A 16,144-nucleotide genomic window follows, 5' to 3' on the forward strand; every position below is an offset into this window, starting at 1 on the left:
AGGTGGGGGGCGGGCTGCCCGTAAAAGTCCGATTGGTGAGGGCTGATAATCAAAGGGGGATGAACCCCCCCACTGATTAAAGTTTCACTTTATCTTATCGATTTAGTTCTAGTTGTAAATTATCGGCTGTTAGAGCCATTTGTGAGGAATCATCTTGAATTCCTTTCATTACTTGTGAAATAGCTTGTAGCTCGTGTTCAATTTTCTTATTCTGTTCTTTTGAGTTAGACATATCTTTTACGATTTCTTGGAAGTATCGATCTGTTGCCGACATACTATCCGTTCCTTCCGATACGAGAGAGCTAATTTGTTTAACGGAAGACGAAACACGGGTAATTTGTTCATTTGTTTTTTCGACGAGCTTTGTAACGTTAAATATAGATTCTTTCGTTTGCTCTGATAATTTTCGGATTTCACCAGCAACAACAGAAAACCCCTTCCCAAATTCTCCAGCACGTGCAGACTCGATAGCAGCATTTAGTGCCAGTAAATTTGTTTGCTCTGCAATCGATTTAACAATATCTATGATTTCATTAATTTTGTTAGAAATATTGAGAAGTTCATGAGTATCTGTAATAATCGTTTCCATATTCATTTGAATAGATCCCATTCGTTTATTCTGCTGGTTTAATTGTTCTTTCCCTTTATTCGCTTTTTCTTCAGATGTTGTAGCTAATGATGTACCTGTTTTAGCAATCTCTACAATAGTTTCAGATTTGGCGGTTAGTTTTTGAATAGAAGAGCTTGTTTTTTCAGATACAGCAGCTAGTTCTGTTGCAATATGTGTAATTGTCATAGCAGTTAATTCTTTTTCTTTTTCATGCTCTTTTTGCATTCTTTCATATTCAGATTCATAAGCTGCAAGAACAAGTTCTTGTTCAAGAGTAAATAATTTATTTATGACATTTATAGAATAGGAAAAATCATCGATTGTCGTTATTTTTGTTTGTAAAATCTTCATGATAGAGCGGAATAATTCTTGATAAGCAGCAGTATACCATTTTCGATGTAAACCAATTTGTACATGCCTTTTGGCAATCCTAACACGCTGTTCAATAAAATCTTCATGCATATTACCGCTGAATAATTCTTTAATATGTGTTTTTAAAGTTTGTTTTAGTTTTGGAATAGAGCTGTAACGTTCAATAATAGTAATTAAATTAGGTTGTTTTGTAATGTTGGCATAGAATTTTTCGGTAATCCAATCAATTTCTGCATAAATAAAAGGCTGTAGTACTTTTACAACTTGTAAATCTTCTTTTGAAATATGTAGCATATCCATTTGAATTTTCAATTCAGAATTAGTAGGTACATTAAAAGTTATTTGTTGGTCCTTACTTAATTCGATTATACTGGCATTTGTTTTATTAATATTTTTTTTGAAAACCCCAAGCATCATTCTTCCCCCTGTATATAAAACGTTTTCAATTTTAAAACTAATATAGAGTAATTATATATGCTTATATATAATTACTCTATATTAGTTCGTTGAATAGTATATAAATTAAGAGAATTCTACTTAGAATTCTCTTAATGGCCTTTATTAACTTTAGCATGTGTTTTAAAGAAAACAGGGAAATGCACATTATATATTACAGTGACGACACGAATAACGAATGTTACTAATAAACAAACATAGAAGGCTAATACGTGTGCCCCCATAGCGTGTGTGATTAGGAAGCTAATTGCTCCTAAGATAGAAGCGATTGCGTAAATCTCTTTTCGGAATACGTAAGGGATATCTTGAGCACAAATGTCACGCAAAATACCGCCTCCAATACCTGTAATGACTCCCATTGAAACAACTAAAAATGAGGCGTCAACATGATGTGACATTGCCGCATTTGCACCAATAGCTGTAAAAACACCTAAGCCAACAGCATCAGAAAGCATAATAACGACTTGCAGTTTATTGATACGCTCAAAAAACATACAAGTAAATAATGCTGATAATACGCTTACGAAAAAGTAAATGGGTTTAACAAATGCGACGGGAGGCAGGTTACCGATCATAATATCACGAATAATACCGCCGCCGAGCGCAGTAGCTACAGCTAAACAAAGGACACCGAATAAATCTAAATCTTTTTTTAAACCAACTAATGTACCGGAAATAGCAGCGGCGATAATGCCAAGAAACGTAAATATATCGATTAATAACATTGCTGTAATCCCTTCCTCCTAAAGATGTTCCAGAGAAAAAATATACACTAAAGTATTGGAAATAACAATTACTTTTCGCTACATGTAGAAAAACGGATAAAATACATAAAGAAAGCGTTTGAAAATGTTTAGGAGAAAACGGAGCAAGGTTAATCTTTAGTTGTAGGATAGCCGAGTGTGTGTTTGTGCGTAATTATTAAATTTTATATATTTATAAACAAATTAACAAATGTTACTATAATGCTGATAATAAGTGGAAGAGTGTTAGATAGTTTTTATAGAGATAGGGAAGGATAGCTAAAGGATAATGTTTTCTAGTACTACTTACGCTGGATTTGGTTAGTTTCGGCATAAAAATAAGTTCTCAATTTAAATATGAGTTATGTTATAATTGCTAGGTGTGTTTTGAAGATAAAAATTATGATTAAAAGATAATGTTAAGATTTTGTATGGAGGTCTTGGAATGTTAGCAAATCAAGCTAGGGTTAGATTTGAGCGTTTTTTGCTCTTTTTTATTATTTTACAGCCTGTTTTAGATTTATTAACGTCTCTTAGCATCACTTTATTAAAGTCAAATGCTACCGTTGGAATTTTAGTAAGATTCCTTATTATGGCTGTTGGTGGCATTTACATTTTAATTCAGGCAAAAGAGAAGGAAAATAGAAAGTTTTTAATTTATCTTATATTATTAGCCGGGATTTTAGGAGTAGGATTTATTAATAACAAACTAGTTAAGGATCCTATTGTACTTAGTGAAGAAGTTAAATTCGTTGCGAAAGCATTATATATATATATCATGCTGGGATCATACATTTTAGCTTTAAAATCATTGAAAAAGACAGTTAATATTAGTGATAAGGTTCGAAATAGTATTGTATATTCTACATTAATCATTAACGCAATTATGGTTATTTCTATTTCAACATCTACTGACTTTGGTAGTTATGAATGGATGAAGGTGGGTTCTCGAGGTTGGTTCTATGCAGGGAATGAACTAGGTTCAATCTTAGCTATTATTTTCCCTATTGTAGTACTATATTCTATTCAAAAAACAAAGAGCTGGAAACACATTTTATATTGGATTCCATCACTTTTAATGATTTATTCGCTAATTCAAGTTGGTACAAAAGTAGGGATGGGCTCAATTGGTGCTACGTTAGCGGCAGCAATCGGGATTATTTTACTACAATTATTATTTGATAGAAAAAATCCGAACAAAAAATCCCTTGCGCTTAATGCAGTAATTGCTATTGTCCTATTAGCTGGTGTAGTTGGAACGTTTAAACAAACGCCATTAGCACAAAATATGGGTATTCACAATAATTATTTATCAGAGCAAAATGTGGCACAGCAAGGTCAAAAAGAAAAAGAAATTAAAGAGAAGCTGAAAAAAGAACAAGAACTTAAAGCAAAAGAAGAAAAGCATCATAAAGGTGAAAAGCCAGAAGAAAAGGCGAAGATAGAAGAGGAAGTTAAGAAAGAGCTTGAGAAAGAGCAAAAGAAAGAAAATCAAGAAAATCTTATTTTCAGTGGACGTCAAGTATATGAAGAAAGACATAAGCAGTTCTTTAAAGAAGCACCAGTGTCACAAAAGTTATTAGGCATGGGTTATGCAGGTAACTTTAAATACAATGAACAAAAGCAGCCAGATCCAAAACTAATTGAAATGGACTTCCATGATTGGTTTTATGATTTCGGGATTATTGGCTTTGTATTACTAATGATTCCATTTATTTATTACGGGCTAAGAATTCTACTAGCATTTGCTACGAGATTTAAGGACATATTTAATATAAAATATGGAATGATTTCAGCAAGCTTATTGTTAGCGTTAGGTATTGCTTATATTGCAGGACATATTTTAACAGCACCAGGAGTTGGGATTTACTTTGTAGTGGTGTTAGCTTATCTAATAGTAGACCTAGAAATTGAATGATAAAAATAAAAGCTAACTTTTGTTAGCTTTTATTTTTTAGTACAGTAAAATAAAAATAGATGGAAACGTAGCGAGGATTTAAAGGAGGAAAAAATATGAGAATATTGCATATGAATGCAGGAGCAGAAGATGGGGGAGGGAAAACACATATTATTTCACTTCTCGATCAGTTTCCAACTGGTGAAGTAGAATTAGCAGTATTTGAAGATGGAATTGTTGCGAAGGAAGCAAGGGAGTTAGGGATAAAAGTCCATGTGTTTTCACAAAAATCGCGCTATGATTTATCCATTTTAAAGAATATAAGTAAATTTATTAATAAAGAAAAATTTGATGTAGTTCATACGCATGGCCCTAGGGCTAATTTCTATGTTTCTTTAATGAAAAAGAGAATAAAGGCAAAATGGGTAACGACTATTCATAGTGATCCATTTCAAGACTTTACTAAACAGGGCTTAAAAGGTTGGATTTTTACGAAATTAAATTTGAAAGCCTTAAAAAATATAGACTTATTTTTCGTTGTAACAAATAGATTGAAAAAAAGCCTGGCAGCATTAGGTATTTCAAATGAAAAGATGCATGTTATTTATAATGGAATTGAATACGATAAGGAAAAAGCAGAAGGCTATAATAAAAAAGAAATGTTCAATATTGATGAAGATGTATTTACGGCAATCCAAGTAGCACGATTACATCCTGTCAAAGGACATGAAGTTTTATTTGATGCGTTACAACAAACAAAATTAGAGAAAATTAAAGTATTATTAGTTGGTGATGGCCCATTAGAAGAAAATCTAAAGTCATTAGCTACTGAAAAAGGGATTAACGATAAAGTAGAGTTTTTAGGACATCGTCAAGATGTAAAACAATTATTTGCGTCGTCACATGTAAATTTATTAACTTCCCATAGTGAAGGGTTCCCACTAGTTTTATTAGAAGCGGCAAATCAACGCGTACCATCAATTGTGACTAGGGCTGGAGAAATTGAACCCTTAATCGTAGATGAAACTTACGGATGGATTGTACCGACAGGTGATGGAAAGGCATTGGCATTAGCTTTAGAAGAAGCGTATGATAAGTGGAAAACTGGAGAGTTAGCAGCAATGGGTAAACATATTTATGAGCATGCTACTATGAACTTCTCACTTCAAAAACTATATGAAGATACAAAGGAAACATATAAGCAATTAATAGTAAAAAACTTGTAATGATAGAGAGGATAGTTAACTATGGCAGTACAAACAGTTGATATTCTAGGCGTTCCTTTTTCTACAATGACAATGGATGAAACGGTCCAATATTTAAAAGAACAACTAGAATCGGAGCGAACTCATACGTTTCAGGTAGTAACAGCAAACCCTGAAATTGTTATGTGTGCAAAAAAGGATGAAAAGTTCTATCAAACATTATTGAATACAGATTTAATTACACCTGATGGTATTGGTGTTGTAAAAGCAAGCGGTATGCTTGGTACACCTTTAAAAGAACGTGTAGCAGGTTTTGATTTAATGTGTAATTTACTGGCGAAGTTATCAGAAGATAGCAAACCGGTATCTGTTTTCTTATTAGGTGCAAAGCCGCATGTTGTGCAAGCTGCAGCAGAGCATTTAACAAAGACATATTCAGCTGTATCCATTGCTGGTATACAAGATGGTTATTTTAAACAAGAAGACGAAGAGAATATTATTTCTCGCATTCAAGAAGCAAAACCAGATTTATTACTTGTTGCACTTGGTTTCCCGAGACAAGAAAACTTTATCCAAAACAATAAGCATCGTTTAGAAACGAAAATGGCTGTTGGAGTGGGTGGAAGTTTAGACGTATGGGCTGGAGAGGTAAAACGTGCACCAAAATGGATTCAAGCGATTCATTTAGAGTGGTTTTATAGATTATGCAGTAATCCAACACGCTGGCGTCGTCAGTTAGTATTAGCGGAATTTTTAAAAGAAGTAATGCGTTCGAAAAAGTAGCGAAATATCGCTGCTTTTTTTATTAGTTCATTTTTAATAAATTGAAACTTTAATCAGTGAGGCATCCCCACTGATTATTAGCCCGCACCAATCAGGATAGACGTTTTACTTTTTGGGAATGATGAAGGAGAATTTTTTACACAAAAGTATTTTACTTATACAATTCACACATGTAAAATGATGTGTAAAGACACCTGTGTAAGGAGGACTTCTAGTGGGCAAGGTAAAAGAAATTTCGAAGCGCAAACTACTTGGGATAGCTGGGCTTGGATGGCTATTTGATGCAATGGATGTTGGAATGCTTTCATTTGTAATGGTAGCCTTGCAAAAGGATTGGGGATTAACGAGCCAGGAAATGGGCTGGATAGGCAGTATTAACTCAATCGGTATGGCAGTAGGAGCGCTTATTTTTGGAATACTATCAGATAAAATAGGACGAAAATCAGTCTTTATTATTACATTATTATTATTTTCTATCGGTAGTGGTTTAACTGCATTAACGACGACACTCGCGATGTTTCTCGTTTTACGCTTTTTAATTGGCATGGGGCTTGGCGGAGAGCTTCCGGTTGCCTCTACACTAGTATCAGAGAGTGTTGAAGCGCATGAACGTGGGAAAATTGTTGTGTTATTAGAAAGTTTTTGGGCAGGTGGATGGCTAATTGCAGCTCTTATCTCGTATTTTGTTATTCCTAAATATGGTTGGGAAGTTGCGATGGTATTGAGTGCAGTTCCAGCACTATATGCTTTATATTTAAGATGGAATTTACCGGATTCCCCAAGGTTCCAAAAAGTTGAAAAAAGGCCATCTGTTATTGAAAATATAAAATCAGTTTGGTCTGGGGAATATCGTAAAGCAACAATTATGCTATGGATTCTATGGTTTTGTGTTGTCTTTTCCTATTATGGAATGTTCCTTTGGTTACCGAGTGTAATGGTGCTAAAAGGATTTAGTTTAATAAAAAGTTTCCAATATGTACTTATTATGACATTAGCTCAACTTCCAGGATATTTCACCGCTGCTTGGTTTATTGAACGTCTCGGTCGTAAATTTGTTTTGGTTACGTATTTAATCGGGACAGCTTGCAGTGCCTATTTGTTTGGGGTTGCGGATTCATTAACAGTATTAATCGTTGCAGGTATGTTACTATCCTTCTTTAATTTAGGTGCTTGGGGAGCATTATATGCCTATACACCTGAGCAGTATCCAACGGTTATTCGTGGTACAGGTGCAGGAATGGCAGCAGCATTTGGTCGTATTGGTGGTATTCTTGGACCATTATTAGTGGGGTATTTAGTTGCCTCAGAAGCTTCACTATCATTAATATTTACGATTTTCTGTGGATCAATTTTAATTGGGGTATTTGCTGTAATAATACTTGGTCAGGAAACGAAGCAACGAGAATTAGTATAAAGTGAAATTTTAAACGTATCCCTGATCATTTATTACCCTACAATACTCAGCTCTTTATAGGTAGTTAGTGTAGGATAAAGGGAGAGAGGAAACCGAAGTGGTTTCCTTTTTTCTGTTTTTTTAGATAAATAATGGTATAGTAAGAAAAAGGGATTATTTCTTATAAAAGCGAATGTATACAGCAGGGCATATGGACAAAGAATTAGGTGGTTGAAGAAATGAAAATTTTACTGATCATGGAAGAGGCAGAAGAGAGAAGAGAGTTAGCTGAAAATTTCACTGAAAATATGAGAAATGTAGAATGTTTTGAAGCAAAGACAGGAACAGAATCTTTATTTATGATGAAAAAACATATACCAGACTTTGTTTTTTTAAGTTCCAAATTACTAGATGGTACTGGTTTTGAATATGCAAGTTTATTACGAGAAATAAATTGCTATACAAAATTTATTTTTGTAGGTGAAAACATAGAAGAATCTATTACAGCTTTTCGTTTCCAAGCATTTTATTATTTATTACGACCATTTCGTGAAGAAGATTTACAATTTCTTTTATATAAAATAGGTAAAGAACAAGGTGAGAAAGCAAAGAGTTATTTGCGTAAACTACCGATAGAAAGTCAAGAGGGTATACGATACATTCTTCCAGAAGATATCGTATATGTAAGTAAAAATAAAGAAAATAAAACTGTTTCAATTTACACAACGAATAATCAGTATATTTCAACATATACACTTCAGGAATTAGAAAATAAGCTAAATGTATATGATTTTTTACGTGTGCATAAAAGCTATTTAATTAATATGTCATATGTAAAAGAACTGAAACCTTATTACAATGGAACGTATAATTTGTATTTAGATAGGTATGATGAGCAACCGATTCCAGTCAGTCGTAATTATGTAAAACGCCTTCGAAATAACATTGAATTATAGTAGGTAATGAGAGTATTTTAACATGATAAACTGAAAATCCTTCATGATAGGGAGGATTCAAGTTAAATATTCAGAAAATTTAGTACAATCTCCACTAAGAAATAGTATTGGGGGAATTGTATGTGAAGACATTGAAATCAATCTTACTTTGGAGTGTTATTACAGCAGTAGGAGCAGGTGCTTTTGGGGTAATAGCTTTATCACAAGGTGAAACCATTAATGCTGTATGGCTCTTAGTAGCTGCCGTATGTGTATATGCAGTTGCTTATCGCTTTTATAGTAGATTTATAGCGAGAAAGGTTTTTAATTTAGATGATAATCGGCAAACACCAGCCCATACATTAAACGATGGGAAAGACTATGTTCCAACAAATAAGTGGGTATTGTTTGGACATCACTTTGCAGCGATTGCTGGGGCGGGACCTTTAGTGGGACCGATTTTAGCAGCACAAATGGGATATTTACCAGGGACCATTTGGATTATTGTTGGGGTAGTTGTTGCGGGAGCTGTCCAAGATTTTGTCATTTTATTTGCTTCGATGAGACGTAATGGTAAATCGTTAGGAGAAATGATTAAAGATGAGATTGGACCTGTTACAGGACTAATTGCAATGATAGGTATTTTAGGAATTATGATTATTTTATTAGCAGTATTAGCGTTAGTCGTAGTAAAGGCACTAATCGGAAGTCCTTGGGGAATGTTTACGATAGCAGCAACGATTCCTATCGCTATTTTAATGGGAGTTTATATGCGGTATATTAGGCCTGGTCGTGTTGGAGAAGGATCAGTAATTGGTATTATCCTACTTATTTTATCTCTTGTTGGAGGACAGTATGTAGCAGAAAATCCAACACTTGCAAGTATGTTCACATTTAGTGGTGAAACAATTGCTATTATGCTTATTGTATATGGATTTATTGCATCTGCATTACCAGTTTGGATGTTATTAGCACCACGTGATTATTTAAGTACATTTTTAAAAGTCGGAACAATTGTAGGTTTAGCAATCGGTATTTTAATTGTAGCACCAGATTTACAAATGCCAGCAGTTTCAAAATTTATTGATGGAACTGGTCCTGTGTTCTCTGGAAACTTATTCCCGTTCTTATTTATTACTATTGCTTGTGGTGCAGTGTCTGGATTCCATGCTCTCGTTTCATCAGGTACGACGCCGAAGATGATTGAGCAAGAGGGACACGCACAGCCAATCGGTTATGGAGCAATGTTAATGGAGTCGTTTGTAGCAGCGATGGCGATGATTGCAGCTTGTGTATTAACACCGGGAACGTATTTTGCAATTAATAGTCCCGCAGCACTTATCGGTACAGATGTCTCGCAGGCAGCTCAAGTTATTTCCTCATGGGGATTTGCTATTACACCAAATGAACTAAAAGATCTCGCTGTAAATGTTGGAGAGCAAACGATTTTATCACGTACAGGTGGTGCGCCAACATTAGCGATAGGTATGGCATATATTTTCTCACAAGTAATAGGTGGAACGGCCATGATGGCATTTTGGTATCATTTTGCGATTCTCTTTGAAGCTCTATTCATTTTAACAACAATTGATGCCGGAACGCGTGTCGGCCGATTTATGATTCAAGATATTTTAGGGCATGTATATAAGCCATTTGGGAAAACGGATTCTACATTAGCGAATGTAATCGCTACAACATTATGTGTATTAGGGTGGGGATATTTTTTATACCAAGGGGTAATAGATCCGCTCGGTGGAATTAATACATTATGGCCACTTTTCGGTATTGCAAATCAAATGCTAGCAGGTATTGCATTATTACTTGGAACGACAATTTTGTTCAAAATGGGAAAAAAGGCGTACGTTTGGGTAACACTTATTCCAACTGTCGGGTTGCTGATTGTAACGATGACGGCGGGGTATCAAAAGCTATTTCATGAAAATCCTAAAATTGGATTTCTATCGCATGCAAAGGTATTTCAGGGAGCATTAGATGAGGGGAAAGTGTTAGCGCCAGCTAAAAATGTCGCTCAAATGAAGCAAATTATTTTCAATGATTATATCGATGCAGCGCTTTGCGGAATTTTTATGATAGTTGTAATTGCTGTGTTAATTTCAGCACTTCGAATTTGGATCATAGTATTAAGAAATAAGCCAATGCCGTTAAAAGAGGCACCATATATTCCTAGAGATGAAAGTGAGTCGAGGAACTATGCTTAAAAAGTTGTGGCAAGTATGGAGTGAAAGAAAACGCTTTATTAGTTTGCTCGTTGGGGTACCAAGTTATGAAGTATACGTAGAGCATATGAAACAACATCATCCTGAAGAAGAGGTTTTATGTCAAAAGCAGTTTTTTGCTGAGGCACAAGAAGCAAGATTTAACGCAAAGGGTGGAAAAATATCACGCTGTTGTTAATGAAAAAAGGGCGAGTTTTCGCCCTTTTTATTTTTTGTTGTTTCACGTGGAACAGCAAAAAATAAACAAAAACTTTGGGAATTAAAGGTATTTCGTATACAATAAAGTGAGGAAGGGGATAGATGGAAAAGTAGGGAGATTATTTTATGTTAAGAGACTTATTTGTAAATACAACAATTATTCTTTCCTTTATTTTTATTGGAGGACAGCTTTTAAGGGATAAGCCGTTAAAAGAAGGATTCTCTTTTTGGCAGAAATGTGTAGTCGGTATTTTTACTGGAATATTAGGTATATTGCTAATGTATTTCGGTGTTCATGTTGGTACTATCCTATTAGATTTGCGCTACTTAGCTGTCATTTTAGCCGTTATAATTGGGGGACCAATAGCAAGTACTATAACTGTAGGTATGATTTTAGTAATTAGGCTATTATTTATGGATTATTCATTAGCTTCTCAAGTGGCTTTTTATACAATCATTGCAATAGGAATAGGTAGCATCTTTCTTTCGCGTATGAGGCTTTCCTTAGGGGAAAAGTGGGTATGGTTACACACATATATTTTATCTATTCTAATTCCAGCGCTATATATATGGTTAATTAAAGACATTCAAGTAGTAGGATTATATTTCATTTCTAGTATTACTACAGGTTACATAACATTCATAAGTGCAAACTATGTTTTACAATCTAACGAGTTATTTCAAACGATGAAGCAATACGCGACGATAGATGCATTGACAAGACTAGGAAACGTAAGGCAGTTTGATTTAGAGATGAATCGTCATATTAGTAATAAGAACATGAAAAATGATCCATTTTGTTTATTGCTTATAGATATTGATCACTTTAAGTATGTAAATGATATGTATGGGCATCCTGCAGGGGACGAAGTGTTAAAACAAGTAGGATGTATTTTACGAGAAACTTCACAATTTCCGGATTTGGCTTTTCGAAAGGGTGGAGAGGAGTTTGCGCTTTTGATACCAAATATGGGATTAGCTTACGGAGTTCGTGTGGGCGAGCAAATTCGTACAGCTGTTGAAAATCACCCATTTCAATTGTTAGATGGAAAGAAAATAAAAATTACGGTTTCGGTAGGAGTTTCAGAATATGAAGAATCACCGGAGCAATTTATTCAAGCGGCGGATGATGCGTTATACTACTCGAAACGAAATGGTAGAAATAAGGTCAGCTCTGCATCTTAAAGATAAGATGACCAGAAGACATAAAGCTTATAAAAAACACTCACAGAGGCAATGTATGAACTTTGTGAGTGTTTTTTATTTATATATTAGACAAGTTCTTTTGATACAACGAATTTACGATATGCACCATGGTGAGTTGGACCTACGTATTCGTTAATTTTGAATGAGTAACGAATAGCAGCTGTGATGAATTCTTTAGCAGTTTTTACTGCTTCTTTCACAGGTTTTCCTTTTGCAAGTTCTGCTGTAATTGCAGCAGAATATGTGCAACCTGCGCCGTGTGTATTTGTAGTATCAATTTTTTCTGATTCTAAAAGATCGAATGTTTCTCCATCATATAGGACGTCGATTGCAGTTTCCGTACCAAGTTTGCTTCCACCTTTAATTAGTACGTATTTGGCACCTAAAGCGTGGATTTTCTTCGCTGCTTCTTTCATGTCCTCAAGAGAATTAATTTTCACACCGCTTAATTGGTAAGCTTCAAATAAGTTTGGCGTTACAACTAATGCCTTTGGCACAAGAACGTCACGTAAGCAATCGTTCGTTTCAGGGTGTAATGCTTCATCTGCACCTTTACATACCATAACAGGGTCAACTACTACATTTTTGAAATTGTGCTTTTCGATTGTTTCTGCAACCATTTCAATAATTTCTACTGATCCAAGCATACCTGTTTTTAAAGCGTCTACGCCAACACCTTCAATTGTTGTTTCTAATTGTGGTTTTAATGTAGAAGCTGGGATTGGAAATACGTTATGTGCCCAACCGTTATGTGGATCCATCGTTACGATTGTTGTAAGAGATGTCATTCCGTATACGCCCAGTTCTTGGAATGTTTTTAAATCTGCTTGTATACCAGCACCGCCACTTGTGTCAGAACCAGCGATAGTAAGTGCTTTATTTAATGTCATTATGAAAGCCCCCTCGAGTGATATAATGAAAACTATGTTCTCACCATTATATCAATGTTACGAATAAGTACAAAGTGAAAAGTAGATGATTTATTTTAAGAGCTATTTAAAATCTTGTATGCAGGAGACTGAGTATGTTTCGAGATAATCGTACAAATGAATTAGTTATATTAAAGGAAATTGCAGAAACATTAAATACATCAAATGATACATATCATGTATTGCAAGCTGTCCTAGAGAAATTACTAAGTGTAACAGGCTTAACGACAGGATGGATTTTTCTTGCGGATGAAAATGGGAAGTATACGAAGTTGATTGATTACCAATTACCAGAGGCACTTACATATGAAAATAAACGCCCGATGTGCGAAGGTGAGTGTTGGTGTTTACGAGGTTTTGTAGATGGGAAATTAGAAAGAGCCGTTAATATTATTGAATGTAAAAGAATTAATAATGCAATTGAATATAATTGGGGAGATACGGAGGGCATTCTTCATCATGCTACTGTTCCTTTAAAAGCTGGAGGAGAAAAATTTGGGTTGTTAAATGTTGCAAGTCCGGGTAAAACACATTTTTCGGAAGAAGAATTAGTATTACTCCAATCGGTTGCTTTCCAAATTGGTACGGCTTTAAAGCGAACAAAATTATATGAAAATGAAAAAAGAAGAGCACATTATTATGTGAAATTAGAGCGTTTCATTCAAGATTTAAAAACGATTCATAAGTTTAATGTATTACCTGAAAAGGTGGTAAATCACGTAGGTGAAGTATTTCAATGGAATCAAGTGGCGCTTTTTATTAGGGAGGAAAAAGAATTATCTTTGCGAGCGTCTTACGTTCAGGAAGAATTACAAGAGGATGTAAAAGAGGCGGCCAAGAAGGCGTTAGAGCAAGATCAACCAGTTCTAATAAAACATCAAATAGGACATAATGTACATCTAAATCGAGCTGTTATTGCTACACCAATACATATTCAAAACCATATATTTGGTGTTTTATGTGTTAGCTTGAATAATGGAGGGTTTGATGCTAATACAATAGATGTAATTCAAGCGCTGTCGAACCATGTTTCATTAATAATAGAGAATTTAAGGCTAAACGAACAGCGTCGTGAACTTGTAAGAATGGAAGAAAGAAATCGGCTAGCAAGAGATTTACATGATTCTGTTTCGCAAAAATTATTTTCATTAACCTTCATGACAAAAGGCGCCGAGGCAGTTTTAAAAGGTAAAAATGAAAAGGTAGATCAATCTTTGCATGAGATGCGTGAACTTGCGCAAGGAGCTTTGAAAGAAATGAGGACATTAATTTGGCAGCTTCGTCCGGCAGGATTAGAAAAAGGATTATTGCCAGCTCTAAAGAAGTACGGTCAAAATTTGGGACTGAAAATAAGGGAGCAAGTTACGGGTGTTCGTGATTTACCGCGTGTAGTAGAAGAAGCTTTGTGGCGCATAGGCCAAGAAGCACTGAACAATGTAAGTAAGCATGCAGGTGTAAAAGAAGCGACGATTTATTTTACAGTGAATGAGAAAAATGTATCATTAGAAATAGTTGATGAAGGAAAGGGCTTTGTGGAAAAGAATATAAAAGAAAAAAAATCACTAGGTATGACTACGATGCGCGAAAGAGTAGAATTAGTTGGTGGAACAATTAAAATTGTAAGTGATAAGAAAAGAACAAGTGTAAAAATAAACGTACCATTATGATGTGAAAATGAGGGAAGTTCGTGAAAATAAAAGTATTGTTAGTTGATGATCATACAGTTGTTTTAAAAGGATTAGCATTTTTCTTAAGTACACAGGAAGATTTAGAGTTAGTTGGAGAAGCGAATAATGGGAAAGAAGCGTTAGTGAAAGTAGGAGAAACAAATCCTGATGTTATATTAATGGATTTATATATGCCTGAAATGGATGGTGTTGAGGCGACGGCATATATTAAAAAAGAGTATCCAAATGTGAAAGTAATTGTATTGACTAGTTTTTCTGATCAGGCGCATGTGTTACCTGCATTAAGGGCTGGAGCAAGTGGGTATATTTTAAAAGATGTAGAACCCGATCAGCTTGTTGAGGCTATTCGAAGCGCATATAAAGGTAATATTCAATTACATCCGGATATAGCAAATGCTCTTCTCTCTCAAACATTACCTGTAGAAGAAAAGGAAGAAGAACCTTCTATAGTGGATGTGCTAACAGCGAGAGAAAATGAAGTATTGCAGCTATTAGCGAAAGGGATGAGCAATAAGGAAATTGCATCTGTTTTAGTTATTACAGAAAAGACAGTTAAGGCGCATGTAAGTAGCATTTTGAGTAAGTTGAATTTATCTGATCGTACGCAAGCGGCATTATATGCAGTGAAAAATGGAATTGTATAAGACGAAAGTCGTAAGACCTAGTTCGCCTTTAGAAGGTGGACTTTTTTTATGGAAAAATACGTCTATGTGAGGAAGAAATTGTCTTGATATAAAGATAAAATATGTTGGTAAGCAACAAGACAACAATTACAGGGGATACCTTTTTGAAAGCATATAACCACATAAGAGTGAGTACTAGGAGGAATAAATAATGGCAACAGTTTTATTCGTTAAAGCAAATAACCGTCCAGCGGAACAAGCAGTTAGTGTAAAATTATATGAGGCATTTTTAGCAAACTATAAAGAAGCACATCCAAATGATACAGTAGTAGAACTTGATTTATATAAAGAAGAATTACCATATGTAGGCGTAGACATGATCAATGGTACATTCAAGGTAGGTAAAGGATTTGATTTAACAGAAGAAGAGGCAAAAGCAGTAGAAGTTGCTGATAAGTATTTAAATCAATTTCTAGAAGCTGATAAAGTTGTTTTCGGCTTCCCATTATGGAACTTAACGATTCCAGCAGTATTGCACACATATATTGATTATTTAAACCGTGCTGGTAAAACATTCAAATATACGCCAGAGGGTCCAGTTGGCCTAATCGGAGATAAGAAGATTGCATTATTAAATGCACGAGGCGGCGTATATTCAGAAGGTCCAGCAGCTGAGGTAGAAATGGCTGTTAAATATGTAGCAAGTATGATGGGCTTCTTCGGCGCAACAAACATGGAAACAGTAATTATTGAAGGACATAACCAATTCCCAGATAAAGCAGAAGAAATTATTGCTGCAGGTCTTGAAGAAGCAGCTAAAGTAGCAAGTAAATTTTAATTAAAATTATAATCGTCACTCGAAAAAACAG

14 protein-coding genes and 1 pseudogene are annotated in these 16,144 nt (G+C 34.8%); 11 read left to right on the forward strand and 4 right to left on the reverse strand.

What is annotated here, in order from left to right; all coding sequences use genetic code 11:
* Nucleotides 1–94: 94 nt before the first annotated feature.
* From ACTFRH_RS18660 to ACTFRH_RS18670, 3 genes and pseudogenes are all read right to left on the reverse strand, one after another.
* The gene (locus tag ACTFRH_RS18660) at nucleotides 95–835 is read right to left on the reverse strand and encodes a methyl-accepting chemotaxis protein (RefSeq protein WP_370512974.1); all 741 of its coding nucleotides are present in this window, start codon (nucleotides 833–835) and stop codon (nucleotides 95–97) included.
* Between the two features lie 15 nt (nucleotides 836–850).
* A pseudogene (locus ACTFRH_RS18665) lies at nucleotides 851–1,399 on the reverse strand (protoglobin family protein); the annotation flags it as partial.
* A 131-nt stretch (nucleotides 1,400–1,530) separates the two neighbouring features.
* Nucleotides 1,531–2,163: a trimeric intracellular cation channel family protein gene (locus ACTFRH_RS18670; RefSeq protein ID WP_000924373.1), complete on the reverse strand. Its 633-nt coding sequence runs from the start codon at nucleotides 2,161–2,163 to the stop codon at nucleotides 1,531–1,533.
* Nucleotides 2,164–2,626: 463 nt separating this feature from the next.
* Between ACTFRH_RS18670 and ACTFRH_RS18675 the strand changes: the two genes are divergently transcribed.
* The 8 genes from ACTFRH_RS18675 (at nucleotide 2,627) to ACTFRH_RS18710 (ending at nucleotide 12,014) form a co-directional block, all read left to right on the forward strand.
* Nucleotides 2,627–4,099 (forward strand): O-antigen ligase family protein, encoded by a 1,473-nt coding sequence (locus ACTFRH_RS18675; protein ID WP_000880763.1) that lies wholly within the window; start codon nucleotides 2,627–2,629, stop codon nucleotides 4,097–4,099.
* Between the two features lie 95 nt (nucleotides 4,100–4,194).
* Nucleotides 4,195–5,304: a glycosyltransferase family 4 protein gene (locus tag ACTFRH_RS18680; RefSeq protein ID WP_001221238.1), complete on the forward strand. Its 1,110-nt coding sequence runs from the start codon at nucleotides 4,195–4,197 to the stop codon at nucleotides 5,302–5,304.
* A 21-nt stretch (nucleotides 5,305–5,325) separates the two neighbouring features.
* Nucleotides 5,326–6,066: a WecB/TagA/CpsF family glycosyltransferase gene (locus ACTFRH_RS18685; RefSeq protein ID WP_000290757.1), complete on the forward strand. Its 741-nt coding sequence runs from the start codon at nucleotides 5,326–5,328 to the stop codon at nucleotides 6,064–6,066.
* A gap of 214 nt (nucleotides 6,067–6,280) precedes the next feature.
* Complete coding sequence (locus tag ACTFRH_RS18690; RefSeq protein ID WP_000521103.1) at nucleotides 6,281–7,480, forward strand: MFS transporter; 1,200 nt, start codon at nucleotides 6,281–6,283, stop codon at nucleotides 7,478–7,480.
* 218 nt (nucleotides 7,481–7,698) lie between these two features.
* Nucleotides 7,699–8,415 (forward strand): LytR/AlgR family response regulator transcription factor, encoded by a 717-nt coding sequence (locus ACTFRH_RS18695; protein ID WP_000698257.1) that lies wholly within the window; start codon nucleotides 7,699–7,701, stop codon nucleotides 8,413–8,415.
* Between the two features lie 122 nt (nucleotides 8,416–8,537).
* Nucleotides 8,538–10,613, forward strand: coding sequence for a carbon starvation protein CstA (gene cstA, locus ACTFRH_RS18700; RefSeq protein ID WP_000854320.1), 2,076 nt, complete (start codon nucleotides 8,538–8,540; stop codon nucleotides 10,611–10,613).
* On the forward strand, nucleotides 10,606–10,809 hold the full coding sequence (locus ACTFRH_RS18705; protein WP_000914506.1) for a YbdD/YjiX family protein: 204 nt from the start codon (nucleotides 10,606–10,608) through the stop codon (nucleotides 10,807–10,809). Before cstA ends, ACTFRH_RS18705 begins: the two co-directional genes overlap by 8 nt.
* A 146-nt stretch (nucleotides 10,810–10,955) precedes the next feature.
* A complete protein-coding gene (locus ACTFRH_RS18710) occupies nucleotides 10,956–12,014 on the forward strand; it encodes a GGDEF domain-containing protein (protein WP_000942903.1) in 1,059 nt (352 codons plus the stop codon).
* 86 nt (nucleotides 12,015–12,100) lie between these two features.
* On the opposite strand, the gene pdxK is transcribed toward ACTFRH_RS18710, so the two are convergent.
* Nucleotides 12,101–12,925, reverse strand: a complete 825-nt coding sequence (pdxK, locus tag ACTFRH_RS18715; protein ID WP_000174252.1) for a pyridoxine/pyridoxal/pyridoxamine kinase — start codon at nucleotides 12,923–12,925, stop codon at nucleotides 12,101–12,103.
* A 134-nt stretch (nucleotides 12,926–13,059) separates the two neighbouring features.
* Between pdxK and ACTFRH_RS18720 the strand changes: the two genes are divergently transcribed.
* From ACTFRH_RS18720 to ACTFRH_RS18730, 3 genes are all read left to right on the forward strand, one after another.
* Nucleotides 13,060–14,631 carry a GAF domain-containing sensor histidine kinase gene (locus tag ACTFRH_RS18720; protein ID WP_000488130.1) on the forward strand — a complete coding sequence of 524 codons (1,572 nt, stop codon included), beginning with the start codon at nucleotides 13,060–13,062 and terminating at the stop codon, nucleotides 14,629–14,631.
* Nucleotides 14,632–14,651: 20 nt separating this feature from the next.
* Nucleotides 14,652–15,296, forward strand: a complete 645-nt coding sequence (locus ACTFRH_RS18725) for a response regulator (protein ID WP_000695800.1) — start codon at nucleotides 14,652–14,654, stop codon at nucleotides 15,294–15,296.
* Between the two features lie 190 nt (nucleotides 15,297–15,486).
* Nucleotides 15,487–16,113 carry an FMN-dependent NADH-azoreductase gene (locus ACTFRH_RS18730; protein WP_000246736.1) on the forward strand — a complete coding sequence of 209 codons (627 nt, stop codon included), beginning with the start codon at nucleotides 15,487–15,489 and terminating at the stop codon, nucleotides 16,111–16,113.
* Nucleotides 16,114–16,144 lie beyond the last annotated feature (31 nt).

Origin of the sequence: Bacillus cereus group sp. MYBK216-1, assembly GCF_051916495.1 — a bacterium.
Taxonomy (GTDB): domain Bacteria; phylum Bacillota; class Bacilli; order Bacillales; family Bacillaceae_G; genus Bacillus_A; species Bacillus_A thuringiensis_K.

Excerpts from the sequence above, each read along its gene's own strand:
- ACTFRH_RS18660 (WP_370512974.1), bottom strand. The coding sequence starts at position 835 with ATGCAAAAAGAGCATGAAAAAGAAAAAGAATTAACTGCTATGACAATT.
- ACTFRH_RS18670 (WP_000924373.1), bottom strand. The coding sequence starts at position 2,163 with ATGTTATTAATCGATATATTTACGTTTCTTGGCATTATCGCCGCTGCT.
- ACTFRH_RS18675 (WP_000880763.1), top strand. The coding sequence starts at position 2,627 with ATGTTAGCAAATCAAGCTAGGGTTAGATTTGAGCGTTTTTTGCTCTTT.
- ACTFRH_RS18680 (WP_001221238.1), top strand. The coding sequence starts at position 4,195 with ATGAGAATATTGCATATGAATGCAGGAGCAGAAGATGGGGGAGGGAAA.
- ACTFRH_RS18685 (WP_000290757.1), top strand. The coding sequence starts at position 5,326 with ATGGCAGTACAAACAGTTGATATTCTAGGCGTTCCTTTTTCTACAATG.
- ACTFRH_RS18695 (WP_000698257.1), top strand. The coding sequence starts at position 7,699 with ATGAAAATTTTACTGATCATGGAAGAGGCAGAAGAGAGAAGAGAGTTA.
- ACTFRH_RS18705 (WP_000914506.1), top strand. The coding sequence starts at position 10,606 with ATGCTTAAAAAGTTGTGGCAAGTATGGAGTGAAAGAAAACGCTTTATT.
- ACTFRH_RS18710 (WP_000942903.1), top strand. The coding sequence starts at position 10,956 with ATGTTAAGAGACTTATTTGTAAATACAACAATTATTCTTTCCTTTATT.
- pdxK (WP_000174252.1), bottom strand. The coding sequence starts at position 12,925 with ATGACATTAAATAAAGCACTTACTATCGCTGGTTCTGACACAAGTGGC.
- ACTFRH_RS18720 (WP_000488130.1), top strand. The coding sequence starts at position 13,060 with ATGTTTCGAGATAATCGTACAAATGAATTAGTTATATTAAAGGAAATT.
- ACTFRH_RS18730 (WP_000246736.1), top strand. The coding sequence starts at position 15,487 with ATGGCAACAGTTTTATTCGTTAAAGCAAATAACCGTCCAGCGGAACAA.